This is a genomic window from Variovorax sp. UC122_21 (genome assembly GCF_044056785.1).
Lineage (GTDB): Bacteria > Pseudomonadota > Gammaproteobacteria > Burkholderiales > Burkholderiaceae_C > Variovorax.
In genome coordinates, this window is the sequence record NZ_CP172004.1 from 5,882,061 (window position 1) to 5,903,627 (window position 21,567).

The 21,567-nt window shown below is 68.9% G+C and carries 20 protein-coding genes; 3 read left to right on the forward strand and 17 right to left on the reverse strand.

Annotation, left to right across the window (positions count from 1 at the left end):
• Window positions 1-11: 11 nt before the first annotated feature.
• The 9 genes from ACHMXE_RS40375 to ACHMXE_RS40415 form a co-directional block, all read right to left on the reverse strand.
• On the reverse strand, window positions 12-1,643 hold the full coding sequence (locus ACHMXE_RS40375; protein WP_395349156.1) for an ABC transporter substrate-binding protein: 1,632 nt from the start codon (window positions 1,641-1,643) through the stop codon (window positions 12-14).
• A 44-nt stretch (window positions 1,644-1,687) separates the two neighbouring features.
• Window positions 1,688-2,725: a peptide ABC transporter ATP-binding protein gene (locus ACHMXE_RS40380; RefSeq protein ID WP_395349157.1), complete on the reverse strand. Its 1,038-nt coding sequence runs from the start codon at window positions 2,723-2,725 to the stop codon at window positions 1,688-1,690.
• Window positions 2,722-3,759, reverse strand: coding sequence for an ABC transporter ATP-binding protein (locus tag ACHMXE_RS40385; RefSeq protein WP_093350487.1), 1,038 nt, complete (start codon window positions 3,757-3,759; stop codon window positions 2,722-2,724). The genes ACHMXE_RS40380 and ACHMXE_RS40385 overlap by 4 nt, the downstream gene beginning before the upstream one ends.
• A gap of 17 nt (window positions 3,760-3,776) precedes the next feature.
• Window positions 3,777-4,685: an ABC transporter permease subunit gene (locus ACHMXE_RS40390; protein WP_395349158.1), complete on the reverse strand. Its 909-nt coding sequence runs from the start codon at window positions 4,683-4,685 to the stop codon at window positions 3,777-3,779.
• A 4-nt stretch (window positions 4,686-4,689) separates the two neighbouring features.
• Window positions 4,690-5,694 carry an ABC transporter permease subunit gene (locus ACHMXE_RS40395; RefSeq protein ID WP_395349160.1) on the reverse strand — a complete coding sequence of 335 codons (1,005 nt, stop codon included), beginning with the start codon at window positions 5,692-5,694 and terminating at the stop codon, window positions 4,690-4,692.
• Between the two features lie 50 nt (window positions 5,695-5,744).
• On the reverse strand, window positions 5,745-7,424 hold the full coding sequence (locus ACHMXE_RS40400; protein WP_395349161.1) for a long-chain-fatty-acid--CoA ligase: 1,680 nt from the start codon (window positions 7,422-7,424) through the stop codon (window positions 5,745-5,747).
• Between the two features lie 104 nt (window positions 7,425-7,528).
• Window positions 7,529-8,953 (reverse strand): NAD(P)(+) transhydrogenase (Re/Si-specific) subunit beta, encoded by a 1,425-nt coding sequence (locus tag ACHMXE_RS40405; protein WP_395349162.1) that lies wholly within the window; start codon window positions 8,951-8,953, stop codon window positions 7,529-7,531.
• Window positions 8,950-9,279 (reverse strand): NAD(P) transhydrogenase subunit alpha, encoded by a 330-nt coding sequence (locus ACHMXE_RS40410; protein WP_093350473.1) that lies wholly within the window; start codon window positions 9,277-9,279, stop codon window positions 8,950-8,952. Before ACHMXE_RS40410 ends, ACHMXE_RS40405 begins: the two co-directional genes overlap by 4 nt.
• 23 nt (window positions 9,280-9,302) lie before the next feature.
• Complete coding sequence (locus tag ACHMXE_RS40415) at window positions 9,303-10,445, reverse strand: Re/Si-specific NAD(P)(+) transhydrogenase subunit alpha (protein WP_395349163.1); 1,143 nt, start codon at window positions 10,443-10,445, stop codon at window positions 9,303-9,305.
• A 448-nt stretch (window positions 10,446-10,893) separates the two neighbouring features.
• Between ACHMXE_RS40415 and ACHMXE_RS40420 the strand changes: the two genes are divergently transcribed.
• Together ACHMXE_RS40420 and ACHMXE_RS40425 are read left to right on the forward strand one after the other, a co-directional pair.
• The gene (locus ACHMXE_RS40420; RefSeq protein ID WP_203204007.1) at window positions 10,894-11,619 is read left to right on the forward strand and encodes a response regulator transcription factor; all 726 of its coding nucleotides are present in this window, start codon (window positions 10,894-10,896) and stop codon (window positions 11,617-11,619) included.
• A 102-nt stretch (window positions 11,620-11,721) separates the two neighbouring features.
• The gene (locus ACHMXE_RS40425) at window positions 11,722-12,204 is read left to right on the forward strand and encodes an NUDIX hydrolase (protein ID WP_395349164.1); all 483 of its coding nucleotides are present in this window, start codon (window positions 11,722-11,724) and stop codon (window positions 12,202-12,204) included.
• 6 nt (window positions 12,205-12,210) lie between these two features.
• Here the strand turns inward: ACHMXE_RS40425 and mnmA are convergent, their stop codons facing one another.
• The 6 genes from mnmA to ACHMXE_RS40455 form a co-directional block, all read right to left on the reverse strand.
• Entirely contained in the window at window positions 12,211-13,323 is a 1,113-nt protein-coding gene (gene mnmA, locus ACHMXE_RS40430) for a tRNA 2-thiouridine(34) synthase MnmA (RefSeq protein WP_203204005.1), read from the reverse strand.
• A gap of 65 nt (window positions 13,324-13,388) precedes the next feature.
• Window positions 13,389-14,381: an LLM class flavin-dependent oxidoreductase gene (locus tag ACHMXE_RS40435; protein ID WP_395349165.1), complete on the reverse strand. Its 993-nt coding sequence runs from the start codon at window positions 14,379-14,381 to the stop codon at window positions 13,389-13,391.
• A gap of 44 nt (window positions 14,382-14,425) precedes the next feature.
• A complete protein-coding gene (locus ACHMXE_RS40440; RefSeq protein WP_395349167.1) occupies window positions 14,426-16,099 on the reverse strand; it encodes an FxLYD domain-containing protein in 1,674 nt (557 codons plus the stop codon).
• Window positions 16,096-17,940: a VanW family protein gene (locus tag ACHMXE_RS40445; RefSeq protein WP_395349169.1), complete on the reverse strand. Its 1,845-nt coding sequence runs from the start codon at window positions 17,938-17,940 to the stop codon at window positions 16,096-16,098. Before ACHMXE_RS40445 ends, ACHMXE_RS40440 begins: the two co-directional genes overlap by 4 nt.
• Complete coding sequence (locus ACHMXE_RS40450; protein ID WP_395349170.1) at window positions 17,937-18,542, reverse strand: DUF6891 domain-containing protein; 606 nt, start codon at window positions 18,540-18,542, stop codon at window positions 17,937-17,939. Before ACHMXE_RS40450 ends, ACHMXE_RS40445 begins: the two co-directional genes overlap by 4 nt.
• A 540-nt stretch (window positions 18,543-19,082) precedes the next feature.
• Window positions 19,083-19,463 (reverse strand): helicase SNF2, encoded by a 381-nt coding sequence (locus ACHMXE_RS40455; RefSeq protein ID WP_395349171.1) that lies wholly within the window; start codon window positions 19,461-19,463, stop codon window positions 19,083-19,085.
• A gap of 286 nt (window positions 19,464-19,749) precedes the next feature.
• Here ACHMXE_RS40455 and ACHMXE_RS40460 point away from each other — a divergent pair, with 286 nt between their 5' ends.
• Window positions 19,750-20,235, forward strand: coding sequence for a DUF6314 family protein (locus ACHMXE_RS40460; RefSeq protein ID WP_395349172.1), 486 nt, complete (start codon window positions 19,750-19,752; stop codon window positions 20,233-20,235).
• On the opposite strand, the gene ACHMXE_RS40465 is transcribed toward ACHMXE_RS40460, so the two are convergent.
• Entirely contained in the window at window positions 20,236-20,829 is a 594-nt protein-coding gene (locus ACHMXE_RS40465) for an energy-coupling factor transporter transmembrane component T family protein (RefSeq protein WP_395349174.1), read from the reverse strand.
• A complete protein-coding gene (locus ACHMXE_RS40470) occupies window positions 20,822-21,562 on the reverse strand; it encodes an energy-coupling factor ABC transporter ATP-binding protein (RefSeq protein ID WP_395349176.1) in 741 nt (246 codons plus the stop codon). Before ACHMXE_RS40470 ends, ACHMXE_RS40465 begins: the two co-directional genes overlap by 8 nt.
• Window positions 21,563-21,567 lie beyond the last annotated feature (5 nt).

A 21,567-nucleotide genomic window follows, 5' to 3' on the forward strand; every position in this document is an offset into this window, starting at 1 on the left:
GCGCCCACCGCTTACTTGATGTCCACGCCGTAGAAGGTGTGGCGGCCGAAGGGGCTGAGCTTGAAGTCGATCACTTCCTTGCGCACCGGCTTGAGCTGCACCGCGTGCGCGATGGTGAACCACGGCGCCTGCTCCTTGAAGATCAACTGCGCCTTCTTGTAGAGCGCGTCGCGGTCGGCCTGCTTGGTCGTGCTCTTGGCCTTCACCACGATGTCTTCGTAGGGCTGGTAGCAGAACTTCGAGATGTTGCTGCCGCTCGCCGACTTGGCCGAGGCGCAGCCCAGCAGCGTGTAGAGGAAGTTGTCGGGGTCGCCGTTGTCGCCGGTCCAGCCCAGCATGCCCATCTGGTGCTCGCCGGCCTGCAGCCGCTTGCGGTACTCGCCCCATTCGAAGCTCTTGATCTCGGCCTTGACGTTGATCTTGGCGAGATCGGCCTGCATCAGCTCGGCGATGCGCTTGGCGTTCGGGTTGTAGGGCCGCTGCACCGGCATGGCCCACAGGTCGGTCGAGAAGCCGTCGGGGAAGCCGGCCTGCGCCAGCAGCTTCTTCGCGGCCTCGGGATCGTAGGGATCGTCCTTCACCGCATCGTTGTAGGACCACATGGTCGGCGGGATCGGGTTCTTCGCGGCCACGCCGGTCGAGAGGTACACGCCGTCGATGATCGCCTTCTTGTTGATCGCCATGTTGATGGCCTTGCGCACGCGCACGTCGTCGAAGGGCTTCTTGGTCGTGTTGTACGAGAGGTAGCCGACGTTCAGGCCCGGCTGCTCGAGCACCTGCACGTTCGGGTCCTTGCGGATCGCGTCGAGGTCGGCCGGGTTCGGGTACGGCATGACGTGGCACTCGCCCTTCTGCAGCTTGGCCCAGCGCACCGAGGCGTCGGGCGTGATCGCGAACACCAGGTCGTCGATCTTGGCCTTGCCGCCCCAGTACTGCGGGAAGGCCTTGAAGCGGATGACCGCGTCCTTCTGGTACTGCACGAGGTAGAAAGGGCCGGTGCCGATCGGGTCCTGGTCGACCTTCTCGGGCGTGCCGGCCTTGAGCATCGCGATCGCGTACTCCTTCGACTGGATGCCCGCGTACTGCATCGCGAGGTTGGCGAGGAACGGCGCCTCGGCCTGGTTGAGCGTGATCTTCACCGTGTAGTCGTCGATGCGGTCCACCGACTTCAGCAGCTTGGGCATGCCCATGTCGTTGAAGTAGGAGTGGTTCTGGCTCGTGACCTTGAAGAAGGGATCGCTCTCCTTCCACTGGCGGTCGATCATGAAGATGAAGTCGTCGGCGTTGAAGTCGCGCGTGGGCTTGAAGCTCTTGCTCGTGGTGTGCCACTTCACGCCCTTGCGCAGGTGGAAGGTGTAGACCGTGCCGTCGGCCGAGATGTCCCACTTCTCGGCCAGGCCCGGCACGACCTTGGTGCCGCCGCGCTCGAACTCGACGATGGTGTTGTAGACCTGCGTGGTCACGTCGAACGAGGTGCCGGTGGTGTTCATGCCCGGATAGAAATTCTCGGGGCTGCCCTCGGAACAGTAGACCAGCGTCTTGGCCGACACCGCGCCGCAGGCCAGGGTCAGCGCCGCGATCGCCACGGGTGCCAGCAGCGCCAGCCGTCGTGCGCGGCGCGGGAGGAAGGAACGGTTCGTCATGGGGACTCCTTGAGACACGGGTTGGAGAAAACGGAAAACGGGTTTCAGGGATTCATCGCGACGGGCGCGACGAACGGCGGTGCCGACGGCAGGTCGGCGCGCACCACCGGCGCGCCTTCGAGAAAGCGCTCGGCGTAGTGGCAGGCAACCTGCCGCTCGTCGAGCTCGCGCAGCGCGGGCCGCTCGTCGCGGCAGCGCTGCGTGACATGCGGGCAGCGCGTGCTGAAGACGCAGCCCGTGGGCGGCGACAGCGGCGACGGCAGCTCGCCCTTGAGCACGATGCGCTGGCTGCTGAGGCCCGGCGTGGAGGCCAGCAGCGCCTGCGTGTAGGGATGCAGCGGGCGCTCGAAGATGCGCGCCTTCGGGCCCTGCTCCACCGCGTGGCCGAGATACATCACCAGCACGTCGTGCGCGATGTGGCGCACCACGCCGAGGTCGTGCGAGATGAACAGGTAGGCCAGGCCGAGCTCGGCCTGCAGGTCGGCCAGCAGGTTCAGCACCTGGGCCTGGATCGACACGTCGAGCGCCGACACCGGCTCGTCCGCCACCACCAGCCGCGGCTCGAGCATCAGCGCGCGCGCGATCGCGATGCGCTGGCGCTGGCCGCCCGAGAACATGTGCGGATAGCGGTTGGCATGCTCGGGCCGCAGGCCCACGCGCGCGAGCATCTCGCGCGCCTTTGCGGCACGCTCCGCCTTGCCGAGCGTGGTGTTGATCGCGAGCGGGTCCTCGAGCACCGCTGCGACCTTCTTGCGCGGATTGAGCGAGCCGTAGGGGTTCTGGAACACCAGCTGCACGGCCTGGCGCAGTTCGCGGCGCCGCTCGGACGGCGGGTTCACGGCATCGTGGCCGACCAGCGTGAGCTGGCCCGCCGTCGGCTTCTCGATCAGCGCGACCATGCGCGCGAGCGTCGACTTGCCGCAGCCCGATTCGCCGACCACCGCGAGCGTGCGGCCGCGCTCGAGCCGGAACGAGATGTCGCCCACCGCGCGCAGTTGCGCGTTCGGTCGGAACAGGCCGCGGCGCACCTCGTAGATGCGCTGCAGGTTACTCGCCTCGACCACGATCTCCGCGGCGCTCACGATGCGGCCTCCTCGACGCGCGGCAGGCGCGGCCGGTCGCGCTCGATCGCGGCCATGCGCCCCGGTTCGCCGAGCGGGAAGTGGCAGCGCACCTGCGCGCCGGGCAGCGCTTCGACGCCGCGCAGGGCCGGGCGCACCTGGCAGGCGCGTGTCGTCACGTAGCCGCAGCGCGGCGCGAACAGGCAGCCCGCGGGCCGGTCGTGAACGCCGGGCACCACGCCCGCGATGGTGGCGAGCCGGCCGTCGGGCGGCGCGCGCTCGGGCAGCGCGGCCAGCAGCGCCTCGGTGTAGGGATGCTGCGGCGTCGCGAACAGCCGGTCCACGCGCTGCTGCTCCATCACCTGGCCCGCATACATCACGGCGATGCGCTGTGCCATCTCGCTGACCACGCCCATGTTGTGCGTGATCAGCACCAGCGCCATGCCGCGCTCCTTCTGCAGGTCGCGCAGCAGGTCGAGGATCTGCGCCTGGATCGTGACATCGAGCGCCGTGGTGGGCTCGTCGGCGATCAAGAGGCGCGGGTTGCAGGCGATCGCCATCGCGATCATCACGCGCTGGTTCATGCCGCCCGAGAGCTGGTGCGGATAGCTCGAGAGGCGCGACGACGCGGCCGGGATGCCGACCTGCTCGAGCAGCTCGGTGGCACGCTTCTTCGCCGCGCGCCGGTCGAGCCCGAGATGCAGGCGCAGCGTCTCCATCAACTGGAAGCCGATGGTGAAGCAGGGGTTGAGGCTGGTGGTGGGCTCCTGGAAGATCATCGCGACCTCCTTGCCCACCAGCGCGCGGCGCGCCTTGTCGGAGATGCCGAGCAGGTCGCGGCCCGCGAAGCGCATATGGTCGGCGCGCACGCGGCCCGGGAAGCCGATCAGTCCCATCAGCGCCATCATGGTCACGCTCTTGCCCGAGCCCGATTCGCCGACGATGCCGAGCACCTCGCCCTCCTCGAGCGAGAGGCTCACGCCGTCGACCGCGTGCATCACGCCGCCCTGGGTCGGGAATTCGACGTGCAGATCCTGGATGTCGAGCAAAGGCATCGATGCGTTCCCTTGCTTCAGCGCTTGAGCTTCGGATCGAGCGCGTCGCGCAGACCGTCGCCCAGCAGGTTGAAGGCCAGCACCGCCGCGAGGATCGCGAGGCCGGGGAAGGTCACGACCCACCAGGCGCGCAGCACGAACTCGCGCGCATCGGCCAGCATGGTGCCCCACTCGGGCGAGGGCGGCTGCGCGCCGAGGCCGAGGAAGCCGAGCGCTGCCGCGTCGAGGATGGCGGTGGAGATGCCCAGCGAGGCCTGCACGATCAGCGGCGCCGCGCAGTTCGGCAGCACCTCGCGAAACATCAGGCGCAGCGTGCCGGCGCCGCTGACGCGCGCCGCGGTCACGTAGTCGCGCGAGACCTCGGCGATGACGGCCGCGCGCGTGATGCGCACGTAGTGCGGCAGCACGACGATGGCCACGGCGAGCATCGCGTTGATGAGGCCGGGCCCGAGGATGGCCACGATCACGATCGCGAGCAACAGGCTTGGCAGCGTGAGGATGATGTCCATCAGCCGCATGATCGCGATCTCGAGCACGCCGCGGAAGAAGCCCGCGACCAGGCCGAGCACCACGCCCACCACCACCGAGATCGCGACCACCGCGACGCCGATCGACAGCGATAGGCGCGCGCCGTACATGAGGCGCGAGAGGATGTCGCGGCCGATGGCGTCGGTGCCCAGCAGGTAGGTGAGCGAGCCGCCCTGCTGCCAGGCCGGCGGCTGCAGGAACACGGCGCTGTTGGTCTGGTTCGGCGCATGCGGCGCGATCCACGGCGCGAGCAGCGCGACCAGCAGCAGCACGGCGATGGTGACCAGGCCGATCACCGCGCCGCGGTTGGCGCAGAACGCGCTCCAGAATTCGCGCCAGGGTCCGGGCGGCGCCGTGGCGGCGGGGGCCGCGTTCGCGAGGGTGTGGGTCGATGCCATGGATTCAGCGCCGGATGCGGGGGTTGATGACGCCGTAGGTCACATCGACCAGCAGGTTGACCAGCATGACGATGCCGCCGAGCAGCAGCATGCCGCCCTGCAGCACCGGATAGTCGCGCCGGCCGATGGCCTCGATCAGCCACTTGCCGACGCCGGGCCACGAGAAGATGGTCTCGGTGAGGATGGCGCCGGTGAACAGCACGCCCACCTGCAGGCCGATCACCGTGACGACCGGGATCAGCGCATTGCGCAGCGCATGCAGGCCCACCACGCGAAAGGGCGACAGGCCCTTGGCGCGCGCGGTGCGGATGTAGTCCTCGCCGAGCACCTCGAGCATGGCCGAGCGCGTCATGCGCGCGATCACCGCCAGCGGCACCGTGCCCAGCACCACGGCCGGCAGCACGAGGTGATGCAGCGCCGACCAGAAGGCATCGATCTCGCCGGCGCGCAATGCATCGAGCAGCAGGAAGCCGGTGTCGGGCTCGACGTAGTACTGCACCGCGATGCGGCCCGAGACCGGCGTCCAGCCGAGCTGCACCGAGAAGAAGAGGATGAGCAGCAGGCCCCACCAGAAGATCGGCATCGAGTAGCCGGTCAGCGAGGTGGCCATCACGCCGTGATCGAAGATCGAGTTACGCCGCACCGCCGCGAGGATGCCCGCGGGCAGCCCGAGCAGCAGCGCGAACACGATCGCGCAGACGCCGAGCTCGATGGTGGCGGGGAACAGCGCGAGGAACTCGTTGATCACCGATTCCTGCGTGATCAGCGACTTGCCGAGGTCGCCATGCAGCACGCGCGCGATGTAGATGCCGTACTGCACGATCACCGGCTTGTCGAGGCCGTAGGCCGTGAGCAGCTCGGCGTGGCGCGCGGGGTCGATCCCGCGCTCGCCGGCCATGGTTTCAATGGGGTCGCCCGGCACCAGCCGGATGAGGAAGAAGGCAAGCAGCGTCATGCCGAAGAAGGTCGGCACCAGCAAGCTCACGCGCGTGAGGAGGAAGCGAAACATCGACCCGCAATATGCAAGATCGATGCCGCGGCCCCACCCGGGCCGAACCCTTACTTTTTGGCGTCGCGCAACTCTCTGCGCAGGATCTTTCCGACCGGTGTCTTCGGCAGGTCAGTGCGAAACTCTACGATTCGCGGCTGCTTGTAACCCGTAAGGTTTGCTCTGCAGTATTCGCGCACCTGCGCCTCGGTGAGCGACTCGTCCTTCTTCACGATCACGAGCTTCACGGCCTCGCCGGTCTTCTCGTCGTTCACGCCCACGGCCGCGCATTCGAGCACGCCCGGAATCTGTGCGACCACGTCCTCGATCTCGTTCGGGTACACGTTGAAGCCCGACACCAGGATCATGTCCTTCTTGCGGTCGACCACCTTGAAGTAACCGCGCTCGTCGACCACGCCGATGTCGCCGCTCTTGAAGTAGCCGTCGCTGGTCATGACCTTCGCGGTCTCGTCGGGGCGCTGCCAGTAGCCGGCCATCACCTGCGGTCCCTTGATCGCGATCTCGCCGGGCTCGCCGAGTGCAACTTCGTTGCCGTTGTCGTCGAGCAGCTTGAGCCAGGTGCTCGGCAGCGGCACGCCGATGGTGCCGGTGTAGGCCTTGCTGTCGGTCGGGTTGCAGGTGGTCGAGGGCGAGGTCTCGGACAGGCCGTAGCCTTCGCAGATCGGGCAGCCGGTCTTCTCGAGCCAGAGCTTCGCGACCGCGGCCTGCACCGCCATGCCGCCGCCCACCGAGACCTTGAGGTTGGACCAGTCGACGGTGTTGAAGTCGGGATGGTTGGCCAGGCCGTTGAACAGCGTGTTGACCGCGGGGAAGCTGTGGATCGTGTGCTTCGACAGTTCCTTGAGGACCGCGGGCAGGTCGCGCGGATTCGGGATCAGGATCAACTTGCCGCCCGTGCGCATGCTCAGCATCATGCCGACCGTGAACGCGAAGATGTGATACAGCGGCAGCGCGCACACGCTCGTGGGTTGCTGGCCCGCGGGCACCTTGCGCATCACCGGTTCGTTCCAGGCCTCGGACTGCAGCACGTTGGCGATCACGTTGCGATGAAGCAGCACCGCGCCCTTCGACACGCCCGTGGTGCCGCCGGTGTACTGCAGCACCGCGACGTCGTCAGCACCAATGGCCGGCGGCTGCAGCTTGCGGCCCGCGCCCTGGTCGAGCGCATCGTTGAAGCGCACCGCGCCCGGCAGGTTGAAGGCCGGCACCAGCTTCTTGACGTTGCGCACCACGTAGTTGACGAGCGCGCCCTTGAGGAAGCCGAGCCGGTCGCCCATCGAGGCCAGCACGATGTGCTTGATCGGCGTGGCCGCGATGCACTGCTGCAGCGTGACGCCGAAGTTCTCCATGATGACGATCGCCTTCGCGCCCGAGTCCTTGAGCTGGTGCTCGAGTTCGCGCGGCGTGTACAGCGGATTCACGTTCACCAGGATCAGGCCCGCGCGCAGGATGCCGGCCACCGCGATCGGGTACTGCGGGCAGTTGGGCATCATGGCCGCGACGCGATCGCCCTTGGCGAGGCCCAGCCCCTGCAGGTAGGCCGCGAAGGCCTTGCTGAGCTTGTCGGTCTCGGCATAGCTCACGTCCTTGCCCATGAAGCTGTAGGCCGTGCGGTCGGCGTACTTCGAGAAGCTCTCTTCCATGAGACCGACCAGCGAGGGGTACTGCGATGGGTCGATGTCGGCAGGCACGCCTTGCGGGTAACTGCTGAGCCAGGGACGATCGGTCATGGATGTGTCTCCTCCGGAGTCGGATTGGGATGAAAACGAAAACGGCGCCTGAGCGGCGCCGTAAGGGTTTGCCCGCAGAGCGCGGGCCGGGACGGAACCTCGGCCTATTCGATGGCCTTGCCCATATCTTCCACTACTTTTTTGGCATCGCCAAAGACCATCATGGTCTTGTCCATGTAGAAGAGTTCGTTGTCCAGCCCCGCGTAGCCGGCGGCCATGGAGCGCTTGTTCACGATCACCGTCTTGGCCTTGTAGGCCTCCAGGATCGGCATGCCGTAGATCGGGCTGCCCTTGGTGTGCGCGGCCGGGTTCACCACGTCGTTGGCGCCCAGGATGATCGCCACGTCGGCCTGGCCGAACTCGCCGTTGATGTCCTCCATCTCGAACACCTGGTCGTACGGCACCTCGGCCTCGGCCAGCAGCACGTTCATGTGCCCCGGCATGCGCCCGGCCACCGGATGGATCGCGTACTTCACCGTGATGCCCTTCTCGGTGAGCTTGGCCGCGAGTTCCTTGACCGCATGCTGCGCGCGGGCCACCGCCAGGCCATAGCCCGGCACGATCACCACCGTCTCGGCATTGCCCAGCACGAAGGCCGCGTCGTCGGCGCTGCCGCTCTTCACGGGACGCTGCTCCTTCGCGCCGCCCGTGGCCGCGGCCGCGTCGCCGCCGAAGCCGCCCAGGATCACGTTGAAGAACGAGCGGTTCATCGCCTTGCACATGATGTAGCTCAGGATCGCGCCCGAGCTGCCCACCAGGCTGCCCGCCACGATCAGCATCGCGTTGTTCAGGCTGAAGCCGATGCCCGCGGCCGCCCAGCCCGAGTAGCTGTTGAGCATCGACACCACCACCGGCATGTCCGCACCGCCGATCGGGATGATGATCAGCACGCCCATCACGAAGGCCAGCGCGAGCATCGCGAAGAACGCCGTCCAGTTCTCCGTTGCCATGAAGACGAGGCCCAGGCCCACGGTCGCCAGGCCCAGCACGAGGTTGAGCATGTGCTGGCCCGCGAACTGCACCGGCGCGCCCTGGAACAGGCGGAACTTGTACTTGCCCGAGAGCTTGCCGAAGGCGATCACCGAGCCGCTGAAGGTGATGGCGCCGATGGCCGCGCCCAGGAACAGCTCCAGGCGGTTGCCCGCGGGGATCGGATCGCCCTTGAGCGCGATGTTGAAGGCATGCGGCTCGGCCACGGCGGCCACCGCGATGAACACGGCCGCCAGGCCGATCATGCTGTGCATGAAGGCCACCAGCTCGGGCATCTTGGTCATCTCGACCTTGTTGGCCCTGTAGGCCCCGAGCCCGCCGCCCACGACCAGCGCGACCAGCACGTAGGCCAGGCCCTCGAGGTTGCCGCTGGCGAGCTTGTAGATCAGCGCGCCGGTGGTCAGCACGGCGATCGCCATGCCGGTCATGCCGAAGACGTTGCCGCGGATCGAGGTGGTGGGATGGCTCAGGCCCTTGAGCGCCTGGATGAAGCAGATGCTGGCCAGCAGGTACAGCAGGGTGACGAGGTTCATGCTCACTTGGAAGCTCCCTCGGCGGCTGCGGGCGCGGCCTTGCGCTCCTTCTTCTTGAACATCTCCAGCATGCGCCGCGTGACCAGGAAGCCGCCGAAGACGTTGACCGCCGCCAGCGCGACGGCCAGCACGCCCATGGTCTTGCCCAGGCCGGTCTCGGTGAGCGCGGCGGCCAGCATGGCGCCCACGATGACGATCGCCGAGATGGCGTTGGTCACGGCCATCAGCGGCGTGTGCAGCGCGGGCGTGACGGTCCACACGACGTGGTAGCCCACGTAGATGGCCAGCACGAAGATGATGAGGTTGATGACGGTGTGAGAGACGATGTCCATGGTTCTTCTCCTCGCGTGTTCGCTTACTTCTTCGTGACCTGGCCGTCCTGCGCGACGCGGCAGGCGGCGACGATGTCGTCCTCGAGGTCGATCTTCAACGTGCCCTCCTTGGTCAGCACGAGCTTGAGGAAGTCGAGCACGTTGCGCGCGTACAGCGCCGACGCATCGGCCGCCACCAGCGCGGCGAGGTTGGTCTCGCCGACGATGGTCACGCCGTGCTTGACGACGGTCTTGTCGGCTTCGGACAGCGGGCAGTTGCCGCCCACCCCTCCATCTGGATTGACCGGGCCTTTACCGGCGGCGATGTCGACGATGACCGAACCCGGCTTCATCGACTTGACCATGTCCTCGGTGATGAGGGTCGGCGCGGCACGCCCCGGGATCAGCGCGGTGCTGATGACGACGTCGGCCAGCGCCACGCGCTTGGCGACCTCGGCCTGCTGGCGCGTGAGCCAGCTCGCGGGCATCGGGCGCGCATAGCCGCCCACGCCTTCGGCCGCGTCCTTCTCTTCCTGCGTCTCGTAGGGCACGTCGATGAACTTGCCGCCCAGCGATTCGATCTGCTCCTTGACGCTCGGGCGCACGTCCGAGGCCTCGATGACCGCGCCCAGGCGCTTGGCCGTGGCAATGGCCTGCAGGCCCGCGACGCCCACGCCGAGGATGACGACCCGCGCGGCCTTCACGGTGCCGGCGGCGGTCATCAGCATCGGGAAGAAGCGCTGGTACTTGTCGGCCGCGATCATCACGGCCTTGTAGCCGGCGATGTTGGCCTGGGAGCTGAGCACGTCCATGCTCTGGGCGCGCGTCGTGCGCGGGGCCGCTTCGAGTGCGAAGCCGGTGAGGCCGGCCGCGGCCACGCGCTGCAGGCCGGCGGCGTCGAAGGGGTTGAGCATGCCCACGAGCACGCTGCCGGACTTGGCGAGCGCGCATTCGGCGTCGCTCGGCGCGCGCACCTTGAGCACGATGTCGGCACCGAAGGCACCGGCCTGGTCGGTGATCTCGGCGCCGGCCGCTTGATAAGCCGCGTCGGTCACGCTGGCCGCCACGCCCGCGCCGCTCTGCACACGCACCGTGTGCCCCAACGCCACCAGTTTCTTCGCCGTCTCCGGGGTCACGGCCACTCGGGTTTCGCCTGTCGTTGTCTCGGCAGGCACGCCTATCAGCATAGAGTTCTCCTCAGGGCAAGGTGCAGCGCGAAATGCGGGCGAAGCTTACAGCAAGACATTCGGCCCGATCTGTCGCGCAAGGGGCGAAGTATCCATGCTCCAACGTCCGTGGCTGCTGAAAATCTAGCTATCCATTTGATAGCTTATTAGTGATGGATTGGCGGCGCTCCCTCTGGCGCGCTGTAAGGAAACCGGTCTCAGGCGGCGCCTGCGCGGCATGCGTCGTGCGGCGCAAAAACAACGACGGCGCCTGCACGAACTTCGTGTCATCTACAGGACAAAGATGTAGGCCTTTGTAATCATTCTTCCAATGATCGATTTAAAAGAACGGTTCATGTGCATTAGTTGCAGGGCAGATTGCTTACCTTAGACGCAGATAGATACACTTCGCCTCACTTGGAGTCGCACACAGAGGCGACCCACGGGAGGAAGTAAGGGGGTAATAAAAATGCGCATTGCTGTCCTCGACCACGAGGCCCATCAGAGAAAACTGATTCATCAGACCATGGCGTCGCTCGGGCACGAGTGCCATGAGTACGCAGATGGAAAGTCGCTGTTGCACTCCATGCGACGACAGACCTTCGATCTGCTGCTTCTCGACTGGCAGTTGCCCGACATCCGAGGCCTCGACGTGGTGAAGACCATTCGCCACGACCTCAAGAGCCGCCTGCCGGTGCTGTTCGTCACGGCCAAGCACGACGACGCCGACATGGTCGCCGGGCTCAACGCGGGGGCCGACGACTTCATGAGCAAGCCGATCCAGGCCACCGAGCTCGAGGCGCGCGTCAATGCCCTGCTGCGGCGCTCCTACCCCGCACAGCACGAGACCGAGCTGGTCTTCGGCCCCTACCACTTCTATCCGCCCTCGCGAACGCTCAAGGTGCGCGGCATGCCGGTCGAGCTCAAGAACCGCGAGTACGAACTGGCGCTGTTCCTGTTCCAGAACCTCGGCCGCCTGCTGTCGCGCGAGCACCTGCACGAAGCCGTCTGGGGCCTGGGCGTCGAGGCGCTCTCGCGCTCGCTCGACACCCACATCTCGCGCCTTCGCACCAAGCTCGACCTGCGGCCCTCCAACGGCTTCCTGCTGCTGGCGATCTACGGGCTCGGCTACCGGCTCGAAACGGTCGAGGCCGGCCAGCTCGGCGTTCGCGGGCCCGAGCTGCGCGGCTCCTGAGCCTTCCCGGCGCTTCGCGTCCAATACGGGAATGATTCCGCGCGGCGGCGGGCCGGCCCATGGCCCGCCGCCCGCGCGCGACCGCAGAAGGAAGCCATCCCCATGAACACCACCGTCCGCTGGAAACCCAATGTCACCGTCGCCGCGGTGATCGAACACGAGGGCCGCTTCCTGCTGGTCGAGGAGCACACCGAGCAGGGCCTTCGCCTCAACACCCCGGCCGGCCACCTCGCCCCCGGCGAATCCCCGGCCGAAGGCTGCGCGCGCGAGGCGCTCGAGGAAACCGCCCATGCCTTCACGCCGACCGCGCTGATCGGCATCTATCTCGCGCGTTCGGCCGACGATCCCGACGTGACCTACATGCGCTTCGCCTTCAGCGGCGAGCTCGGCGAACGCGAGGCAGGCCGGGCGCTCGACACCGGCATCGTGCGCACGCTCTGGATGACGGCCGACGAGATCCGTGCCAGCGTGGCGCGGCATCGCAGCCCGCTGCTGCTGCAGTGCATCGAAGACCACCTGGCCGGCCAGCGGCATCCGCTGGACCTGATCCACGTCGACGATTCGGTGCGGCAGAAGCCGCGCTGAAGAGACTCAGACGATGACGCCGCCGCCCAGGCAGCGTTCGCCGTCGTACAGCACGGCCGACTGGCCCGGCGTCACCGCCCACTGCGTCTGGCCGAAGCGCAATGCGAAGGCATCGCCGCGCGGGGCCTCATCGCCCTCCACCATCTCGCACGCCGCGTCGGCCTGCCGGTAGCGCGACTTGGCGCCATAGGCCCCGGGCACCGGCGACTCGCCCGCGACCCAGCTCGCATCGTCGGCGCGCAGCGAGGTCGACAGCAGCCAGGGATGGTCGTGGCCCTGCACCACCCACAGCGTGTTGTTCTCGACGTCCTTGCGCGCGACGAACCACGGCGAGTGATCGCCCGCGCCGCGCTGCGCGCCCTTCTCCTTCACGCCGCCGATGCCCAGGCCCTGGCGCTGGCCCAGCGTGTAGAAGCTCAGGCCCTGGTGCTCGCCGAGCTTGCGGCCGCGGTCGTCCTTGATCGGGCCCGGCTCCTTCGAGATGTAGCGGTTGAGGAACTCGCGGAACGGCCGCTCGCCGATGAAGCAGATGCCGGTCGAGTCCTTCTTCTTCGCGTTCGGCAGGCCGATCTCCTCGGCGATGCGGCGCACCTCGGTCTTGTGCAGCTCGCCGACCGGGAACAGCGTCTTCGACAGCTGCGCCTGGTTCAGGCGGTGCAGGAAATAGCTCTGGTCCTTCGAGGGATCGAGCCCCTTGAGCAGCTCGTGCCGGCCCGTGGCCTCGTTCAGGCGCACGCGCGCGTAGTGGCCGGTGGCGATCTTCTCGGCGCCCAGCCGCATCGCATGGTCGAGGAAGGCCTTGAACTTGATCTCGGCATTGCACAGCACGTCGGGATTGGGCGTGCGGCCGGCCTTGTACTCGCGCAGGAACTCGGCGAACACGCGGTCCTTGTAGTCGGCCGCGAAGTTCACGTGCTCGATCTCGATGCCCAGCACGTCGGCCACGCTGGCGGCATCCACGAAGTCGATGTTCGACGAGCAGTATTCGCTGTCGTCGTCGTCTTCCCAGTTCTTCATGAAGATGCCGACCACCTCGTGCCCCTGCTGCTTGAGCAGGTGCGCGGTCACCGCGGAATCCACACCGCCGCTCAGCCCCACCACGATCCGTTGCTTTGCCATAGGGGCGACATTGTCCCAGCCCCGGCGAGGCGGGGTCGGCGTGGGGGAAATCGGGGCGCGCCCGCTCAGGCGCGCAGGCTGTCGCGGATGCGGGCCAGCAGCTCGTAGGAGCGCAGCCGCGAGTCATGGTCGAAGACCTGCGAGGTGATCATCAGCTCGTCGGCGCCGGTGCGCTCGATGAAGGCCTCCACGCCCGCGCGCACGGTGTCGGGCGAGCCCACGGCCGAGCATGACAGCACCGAGTCGAGCAGCGCGTTCTCGGCCGGGCCGACCTTCTGCCGGTAGCCCTCGACCGGCGGCGGCAGCCGGCCGGGCCGGCCGCTGCGCAGGTTGACGAAGGCCTGCTGCCACGAGGTGGCGCGGAACTCGGCCTCGGCGTCGGTGTCGGCCGCGAACACGTTGAAGCCCAGCATCACGTAGGGCTTGGCGAGCTGCGCCGAGGGCTTGAAGGTCTCGCGGTAGATCTGGATCGCCTGCATCATCTGCTGCGGCGCGAAGTGCGAGGCGAAGGCATAGGGCAGGCCCAGGTGAGCGGCCAGCTGCGCGCCGAAGGTGCTCGAGCCGAGGATCCACACCGGCACCTCGAGCCCCGCGCCCGGCACGGCGCGCACCGCCTGCTGCGGGTTCTTCGACATGAAGTCCATCAGCTCGATCACGTCCTGCGGGAACTGGTCGGCGTCCGATTCGAGGTTGCGGCGCAACGCGCGCGCGGTGCGCTGGTCGGAACCGGGCGCACGGCCCAGGCCCAGGTCGACGCGGCCCGGGTAGAGCGACTCGAGGGTGCCGAACTGCTCGGCGATGACCAGCGGCGAATGGTTGGGCAGCATCACGCCGCCGGCGCCGATGCGGATCGTCGAGGTGCCCGCGCCCACGTGCGACAGCAGTACGGCGGTGGCCGCGCTCGCGATGCCCGGCATGCCATGGTGCTCGGCGAGCCAGTAGCGCCGGTAGCCGAGCTTTTCGCCATGCTGCGCCAACGACAGCGAGTTGCGAAAGGACTGCGCGGCATCGCTGCCTTCGACGATCGGGGAGAGGTCGAGGATCGAGAAATCGGTCATCCACCGATCATGGCGCGAAGCGCGCGCGAACGCTGGCTGCGGGGCTATTCGGTTTGGTATAGCGTGCCGACGCTCGCGAAGTCGCGGCCGTTCTGCTCCACGTTGACCTGGAACGGCACGCTCTCGCCGGGCGCGATGGCCGGCAGGTTGTCGACCAGCTTGAAGCCGCTGAGCTGCCCGTCGCGGTCGCGCAGGCTGACCCACAACCGCACCTTGCCGACGATGTTCGTGCCCGGATTGCCGACCTTGCCCGTGACCTGCACGCTCTTGTAGAGGAAGCGCTGGCTGAAGTTGAGCAGCACGCTGCCGGTCTCGGCCTTGGTGCCGGTCACCTGCACCTCGAGTGGCGTGCGCGGGCCGGGCAGCGCCGCGCGGCGCATCGGCTTCCATTCGACGCGGGTCTGGGTGATGCGGTCGACATCGCGCGGCTCCAGCAGGATCGGGAAGCGCTCGCCCGGGTAGAGGTAGGCCAGGCCCTGGATGACGGTGGCGCCGTCGGCCTTGCTGCCGCCGAAGCGCGAGATCACGCCGCCGGGCGCGAGCACCACCGCCTCCTTGCTGCGGTTCACGAGCTCGGTCAGGAACAGCGGCCGCTGGATGTTGCTGCGGCCCGCCACCAGCGGCAGCAACTCGAGCTCCTTGAGATCGAAGCGTTCGCTGTCCTCGGCCAGCAGGTCCTCGGTGCTCAGGCGCAGGTCGGCATGGAAGACCTCGGGCGCGCCCACGGTGCGGATCACGCGGTCGGCACCGCGCACCGCGCTGCGCGAGCCGCCGGAGTCGATGGTGCTGTAGGCGATGCGGTAGTCCCAGGCCGCGACCTGCGCGGCGCGGCCGAAGCGCGCGATGTCGACGTCGATCGCGCTGCGCGCGCCGGGCGGGATGTCGTTGCCCTGCGCATAGCCGCGGCCGAAGCCGATCACGTTGCCGGCATCGTCGTAGAGCGTGGCGAGCGCCTCGACGCCACCGATCGCCGCGTCCTTGCGCTCGTTGACCACGCGCCCCACCAGCCGCACGCGGTCGCCCTGCTGCACCAGCCGCAGGCGCGAGAACGCGAGCCGCGGGCCGTCGGCCGAGCGGTAGGGCGCCGACAGGCGCTGCACCTGCAGCTCCTGGCGCGTGACGTTCTTGCCGCTCGGCAGGTCGATCAGCAGCGGCGCGCTCTCGCCGGGCTCGAGCACCGAGATCGGCAGCGACTCGCCGCGCTCCTCGAGCCGGGTCTCGCCGTCGTAGTAGGTGGCCTTGACGCTCACGCGCTCGAGCGGCTTGCCGGTCTCGTTGCGCGCCACCACCAGCAGCTTGGGCCGTGCCGAGCTGCCGCTGCCCACCAGCACCTGGCGCGGCTCGCCGAGCTTGAGGCCGTCGGTGGGGATGTTGCGGTCGACCACCGAGGCGACCGCGGCGCGGCGGCCGACCTCGGGCGTGTCCTTGCGCGTGAACATCTGCACCACCGTCACGAGCACGGTGATGCCGACCACCGCCGCGACCGCGAAGCCCGCGGTGCGCATCGCCACCTTCTGCCGCGCCGCCTGCTCGTCGGCGAGGCGGCGCGCGGCCGCATCCTTGACCTGGTCGAGCACACGGTCGAGGCGGTCGGAGATGTCGTCCTCCACCAGCGTGACGGAGCCGCAGTGCTGGCAGGTGAATTCGTTGAGGCCGGTGCGCTTGAGCACGCTGCTGCCGCATTCGCCGCACTTGAGCGTCTGGAGATCGATGGTCATGGGAAGCGCTGGTCGTTGTCGTCTTGTTCGTTGGAATGGCCCGCGTCGTCGATCGCCTCGCGCAGCGCGGCGCGCAGGCCTTCGATGTCGCCCGCGCTCAGCTCGCGCACGCCCCGCAGGCCCGCGAGGCCGCAGGCGGTGGAAGCCACCACCGGCACGCCGGCCGCGAGCGCGCGCAGCGCGGCGCGCGGTGCGTGCTCCACATGCGCGGGCAGCGCCACCACGCTGGCGCCCTCGAGCCAGTCGCCGCGCGGATCGCGGGCCGTGTCCAGCGCGATGCCCTGCCAGAGCGAGGCATCGGCCGATGGCGTGCCGAGCACGCGCAGGCGCCATCCGCTGCCGCGCAGTGCCGCGGCCAGCTCGCGCGCGCCCTTGCGCGCGAGGGCGCTGGCGGGCAGCACGACCAGCGGTGCGCCGTGGTCCAGCATTCGGTTCGTGCGCGGCGACATGCCGGGCAGCACCCATTCGAGCCGCTCGAGCGTGGCCTGCGGCGCCGCGCTGGCCATCGCGGCCGCCACCGCCGCATGCGGCGTGACCACCGTGGCCGCGCGCGCGAATGCCTGGGCCTCGGCGCGCACCATCGACGGCGCGGCGCGGAAGTCGCGCAGCGTGGCGTCGTCGGGCCAGCGCGCCGCGGCCGCATCGAGACGGGCCTCGATCCCGGCCATCGGCAGCGCGCCGGCCAGCACGGTGAACGCGCGTCCGTCGAGCGCGCCGAGGCGCTGCAGATGCGGCAGCAGCGCCTGGTCGACCACCAGCTGCGTGTGCTCGGGCAGCAGCCGTGCCGCGAAGGCCCGCGCGAGCCAGCGCTGCGCATCGATCACGCCGGCCTGCCGCCGCCCGCCCTCGTGGCGCGCCCACAGTCGGCGCCACAACGCGCCGCGAACGCTGGCCAGCCAGGGGCGATGCACCTGCGCCTCGCCGCCGCGCCAGTCCGTCATCGGCCGCCAGAACGCCAGCCGCACGGGCGCGCGCTGCAGGCGATCGGCGCCGGGATGATGGGCTTCGAGGTAGCGCGCGAATTCGGGCGTCCATGCATCGAGCAGCACGGCGGTCCGCCCCTGCGCCGCGACCGGCAGCGCGGGCCGGTGACGGAAGCAGTCGTTGCGCTCGCAGCTCAGGCAGCCGCGCGCCACGGGCGACCATGCCGCATCGACGCCGGCGTCGTGCGGCGCGCGCCACATCACGCGCGGCGCGACCGGCGGAGCGACCGGTGGCACATGGGCGCGGATGCGCAGCACCAGCTCGGTGGCCGTGAGCTCGACCTCGAGCCGCCACGCATGGCGCGCGCGCAGCTTGAGATCGACGTAGTTCCAGAACACGGTCGCGTCGACCGCATCGTCGGGCGTGGCCGCGGCCTGCTCGATGCGCGCGGTGTGCGCATGGCGCTCGACCAGTTCGAGCCCCGCGCGAGCGCCGACCGTGGCCAGTGCGTTCGAGAGCTGGCACAGCCCGCCCGCCAAGGTCGGCACCACGCAGCCGCCGCGCAGCTCGCGGCCCTGCACGAAGCCGCGCGATGCGCCGGGCCGGCCGAGCTGGCGCCAGAAGCTCAGCACCTCGCCCGCGGGCACCTCGATGGCATCGAAGGCGGCGCGCGCCACGCGCAGGTTCTGCACCTTGCCGGCAACCAGCGCGAATTCGTCGTCGCGGCCATCGGTCCACAGCGGGCTGCTGAAGCGCGCCAGCACCGGCGCATCGGCCAGCGCATCGGCCAGGGGCCAGCGCCGCGCGGAAGGACGCAAGGTCTCGCGCAACCCGTGCGCGGTGGCCAGCAACCGGGAGCGCAGCCAGAAATCGATCGCATCGATGCGGCGCGGCGGCTGCCAGGCCTGCACGCTCACGCCGATGGACCTCGCTTGCGCCACTGGCCGAGATCGACCTCGATGCGTTCGTCGATGTTGCCGCTCCAGTGCACGGCGAAACCGACGCCCTGGAGCAGCGCGGCGATGCGCCGCCCGACCGCCACGGTGTTGGCCTCGCGCCGCGCGATCTCGGGGATCAGGCCGCCGCTGAAAGCCAGGTGCAACCGGCCGGTGCGCACCGCGCGCTCGAGGTCCTGCGCGTGATAAAAGCAGCAGCCCACGATGCCCGAGGCGTCGCGGCCCGCGGCGCGCCAGGCTTCGCGCACGTCGTCCTGGCCATCGGCCAGCGTGTTGCCCGCGCGGTGCAGCGCGATGATCTTCTCTGCGCGCAACTGCGCGAACGCGGTCTCGAGGCGGTCGTATTCGGTCTGCGCGGGCCACGCGGCCTCGGCCGCATGCTTGGCGGCGCAGGCGCGCGCGGTCTCGGCCTTGACCCAGGCCCGGTCCTCGGAAGACAGCTCGTCGGGATCGAGGTACTCGTCGGTGATCATCCATTCGACGTCGGCGTCGTGATGAAAGCCTGACCACACGAGGTCGTGGATCCTTTGTCGCGTGTCTTCGGTGTCGAGAGTGAGGGCCATGCGTAATGGGTCAGCCGCGCTCGGCGGCGGGGTCGTGCTTGCTTTTGTCGTGGCAGAAGCGCCCGTACATTTTCGCGTGCCCGCACCACAATGGCGCTGTAGGTCGAAAGCATGACGTTGTGCGGTCCATCGAGCCGCGAGCCACATCATCGATCATGCATTGCAGCATGGCAATGCGCCATTCGGCGGACGACGGCTCGTGCGATCGGCCGATGGGGAGAACGAAGTGCACCGCGGCGGTGCAACGTTGCAGTGGCGTCCCGCGGTGCTCCAGCGACCACAGAGGGTTCGCGCGTGATGGCAGGAGAGCCGAAAGCGCTCGATGCGCCGCATGCAGGTCTGTGCGATTTGCGCGACAGCCCTGACGTCACGGTCGCATCGGCCGCGAGCCGCACTGCATCGGCGATTAATGCTTTGGATTAACCGGCCATCAAGCGAAAGGCCGGCCCCTGCTTTCGCAAGGGCCGGCCTCCGGGTGGCTAAACCTCTCGACTCAGCGCGGGAACGAGCCCCGCGATGCGACCGAGTTCTGGGTGCCGATTACAGCGGCAGCGCGTCGCCGCGAGCGGCGGCGCGGGCTTGTGCGCGCACCGCATTGCGGTCCACGGTGCTGGCGACCAGCGGAGCCACGCCAGCCGAAGCGCCTTCGGCGTACGGGTCGGCGCTGTGTGCAGCGTCGACGGCTTCGGCACGGACGGCGGCACGGCTGGTGTCCGAAGCGACCACTTGGGCCGGACCGGCGTTGGCGCCTTCGGCATAGGGGTCGGCGCTGCGGGCGGCGATGACGGCCTGGCCGGCGACTTCGGCGCGGCTGGCGGCCGAGGTCAGGGGATGCACACCCTCATAGGTTTCTGCATGGGCTGCACCGGCAGCGGCGAGCAGGGAGAGGGCAACGGCGGAGAGGAGCTTCGAGGCGTTCATTTGAGTATTCCTTCAATTCTTTTGACTTGACTTTGGATGATTCGAACCGGTCTTGGGGGGCGCCGTCCGTGAAGGGGGCGGCCACCTCGCTAGTGCCTGTTCACCCAGATCAGTCGCTGCCTTCTACTTGTCTTGGAGCCGGCGGCTGGTCCGTGAGATGAATTGTGCGCCTCGAACCTAGGTAAAAACCCTAGGCAAATGGAACCGCGGCGTTCACGGGAAGGAAACAATCAATCGCCTCCGTCCGACATGGAGGGCCATTTCGCCTGGAGATAGAGTCGCCGCCATGTCCGCGCCCGGCCCCTCCCTTTCGCTCTCGCCATGGGGCGAGGCCGACCAGCTCTGGCGCCGGCTCGCTGGCGCCTGGACCTTCGAGCGCACGATCGAAGGCCAGGCCTCGATGCACGGCAAGGCCGTCTTCCGCTCCATGCCGGGCGCGGCGCACGACACCCTGCACTACCGCGAGGAAGGCCGGCTGCGCCTGCTCGACGGCCGCGCCTTCGACGCCCATCGCGAATACCTGTACCAGCGACGTCCCAACGGCTTCGCGGTGCTGTTCGCCGAACGGCCGCCCCGCCTGTTCCACGAGATCGCGCTGCAGCCCGGCGACGCCGACGGCACCGCCTGGGCCGGCACCGCCGCGCACCAGTGCGCCGCCGACCTCTACGACAGCCACTACCGCTTCCTGATCGACGGCGGCTTCACGCTGCGCCACATCGTGCGCGGCCCGCGCAAGGACTACGTGAGCCTCACGCGCTTCAGCGCCGCCTGATCAGCGCCCGAGCCGCGCCGCGAGCGCATCGGCCACGCGCTCCGCGGTCTGCAGCGTGCGGATGGTCAACGGCGCCAGCAGCCGCAGTCCGCCGCCGCGGCCGGCGCGCGCGCGATGCGCGTCGTCGAGGCGCTGCCACTGTACGTAGAAGTTCTCGGCGAAGCGCAACGTGAGCCCGAGGCCGAGCGCGATGCGGTCGGTGGGCACGCCGAAGCGGCGCAGCGGATGCAGCAGCGTCTCGAGCACCACGAGCAGGTCCTCGAAGCGCGTGGTCAGCGTGAGCATCAGCGCGAGCACCGCGGCGGTGGCGATGCGCAGCGCGCTCGCCACGCCGAGCAGGGTGGTGCCGAGCAGCGCATGGAAGCCGACGATGAGCGCGCAGGCGATCGCGATGCCGAACAGCGTGCGCACGCGGCCCCAGGCGGGTCGGCCGAGCGAAGCGAACAGCGCGAGCGCCAGCCCGCAGGCCGCGCCCAGCACCGCGGGCCGGTTGGTCAGCACGAGCGCGGTGCCGCCGGCCGACAGCAGCGCGAGCTTGAGCCACGCCGGCACCGCGTGCATCCAGGTGCGGCGATCGAGGTAGAGGCTACGCATGCGTCGGGTCCGTCGCCGCGCGGCGCCGCACGTCCTGCGCGTAAGCCTCGCAGACCTCGCGACCCGGACCGTCGGCCTGCACCCGACCCTGCGCCAGCCACAGCACGCGCTCGAAGTCGTGCACGTGCTCGAGCACATGCGTCGACACCAGCACCTGCTGGTCGCTGGCGGCGAGCTGCGCCGACAGCCGGGCCTGGCTCAACAGGTCGAGACTCGCGAAGGGCTCGTCGAGCAGCAAGGTGGCGGGCCGGCTGATCAGCAAGGCCAGCAGGCACACCTGCTGGCGCTGGCCCTGGCTCAGTTCGCCGATGGCGCGCTCGGCCCAGGCCGCGAGGCCGCGCCGTGCGAGGAAGTCGCGTGCCTGCCGGCGCGCCTCGGTGCGCGATTCGCCGCGCGCCGTGAGGCTGAAGGCCAGCTCCTCCGCCACGGTCGGAAAGATGATCTGGTCATCGGGGTTCTGGAACATCAGGCCGACATGCTGCGAGAGCCGGCGCCGATCGGCCACCGTGTCGCAGCCATGCACGCGCACCCGGCCCTCGAGCGGCTGCTCCAGCCCGCTGACGAGACGGAACAGGCTGCTCTTGCCGGCGCCGTTGTCGCCGATCACGCCGATGCGCGCCTCGCGCAGCGCGAGCGAGAGGCCATCGAACACGCGCTGCGCGCCGCGCTCCAGCACGACGGATTCGAGACGGATGCCGTGGTCGGCGGAAGAGGGGTCGGTGTGCGGCGGCAAGGGGC

Coding starts and splice junctions, on each gene's coding strand:
- ACHMXE_RS40425 (WP_395349164.1), top strand. CDS start 11,722: ATGAACACCACCGTCCGCTGGAAACCCAATGTCACCGTCGCCGCGGTG.
- ACHMXE_RS40435 (WP_395349165.1), bottom strand. CDS start 14,381: ATGACCGATTTCTCGATCCTCGACCTCTCCCCGATCGTCGAAGGCAGC.
- mnmA (WP_203204005.1), bottom strand. CDS start 13,323: ATGGCAAAGCAACGGATCGTGGTGGGGCTGAGCGGCGGTGTGGATTCC.
- ACHMXE_RS40415 (WP_395349163.1), bottom strand. CDS start 10,445: ATGCTGATAGGCGTGCCTGCCGAGACAACGACAGGCGAAACCCGAGTG.
- ACHMXE_RS40465 (WP_395349174.1), bottom strand. CDS start 20,829: ATGCGTAGCCTCTACCTCGATCGCCGCACCTGGATGCACGCGGTGCCG.
- ACHMXE_RS40460 (WP_395349172.1), top strand. CDS start 19,750: ATGTCCGCGCCCGGCCCCTCCCTTTCGCTCTCGCCATGGGGCGAGGCC.
- ACHMXE_RS40420 (WP_203204007.1), top strand. CDS start 10,894: ATGCGCATTGCTGTCCTCGACCACGAGGCCCATCAGAGAAAACTGATT.
- ACHMXE_RS40455 (WP_395349171.1), bottom strand. CDS start 19,463: ATGAACGCCTCGAAGCTCCTCTCCGCCGTTGCCCTCTCCCTGCTCGCC.
- ACHMXE_RS40450 (WP_395349170.1), bottom strand. CDS start 18,542: ATGGCCCTCACTCTCGACACCGAAGACACGCGACAAAGGATCCACGAC.
- ACHMXE_RS40390 (WP_395349158.1), bottom strand. CDS start 4,685: ATGGCATCGACCCACACCCTCGCGAACGCGGCCCCCGCCGCCACGGCG.
- ACHMXE_RS40375 (WP_395349156.1), bottom strand. CDS start 1,643: ATGACGAACCGTTCCTTCCTCCCGCGCCGCGCACGACGGCTGGCGCTG.
- ACHMXE_RS40395 (WP_395349160.1), bottom strand. CDS start 5,694: ATGTTTCGCTTCCTCCTCACGCGCGTGAGCTTGCTGGTGCCGACCTTC.
- ACHMXE_RS40410 (WP_093350473.1), bottom strand. CDS start 9,279: ATGGACATCGTCTCTCACACCGTCATCAACCTCATCATCTTCGTGCTG.
- ACHMXE_RS40400 (WP_395349161.1), bottom strand. CDS start 7,424: ATGACCGATCGTCCCTGGCTCAGCAGTTACCCGCAAGGCGTGCCTGCC.
- ACHMXE_RS40385 (WP_093350487.1), bottom strand. CDS start 3,759: ATGCCTTTGCTCGACATCCAGGATCTGCACGTCGAATTCCCGACCCAG.
- ACHMXE_RS40440 (WP_395349167.1), bottom strand. CDS start 16,099: ATGACCATCGATCTCCAGACGCTCAAGTGCGGCGAATGCGGCAGCAGC.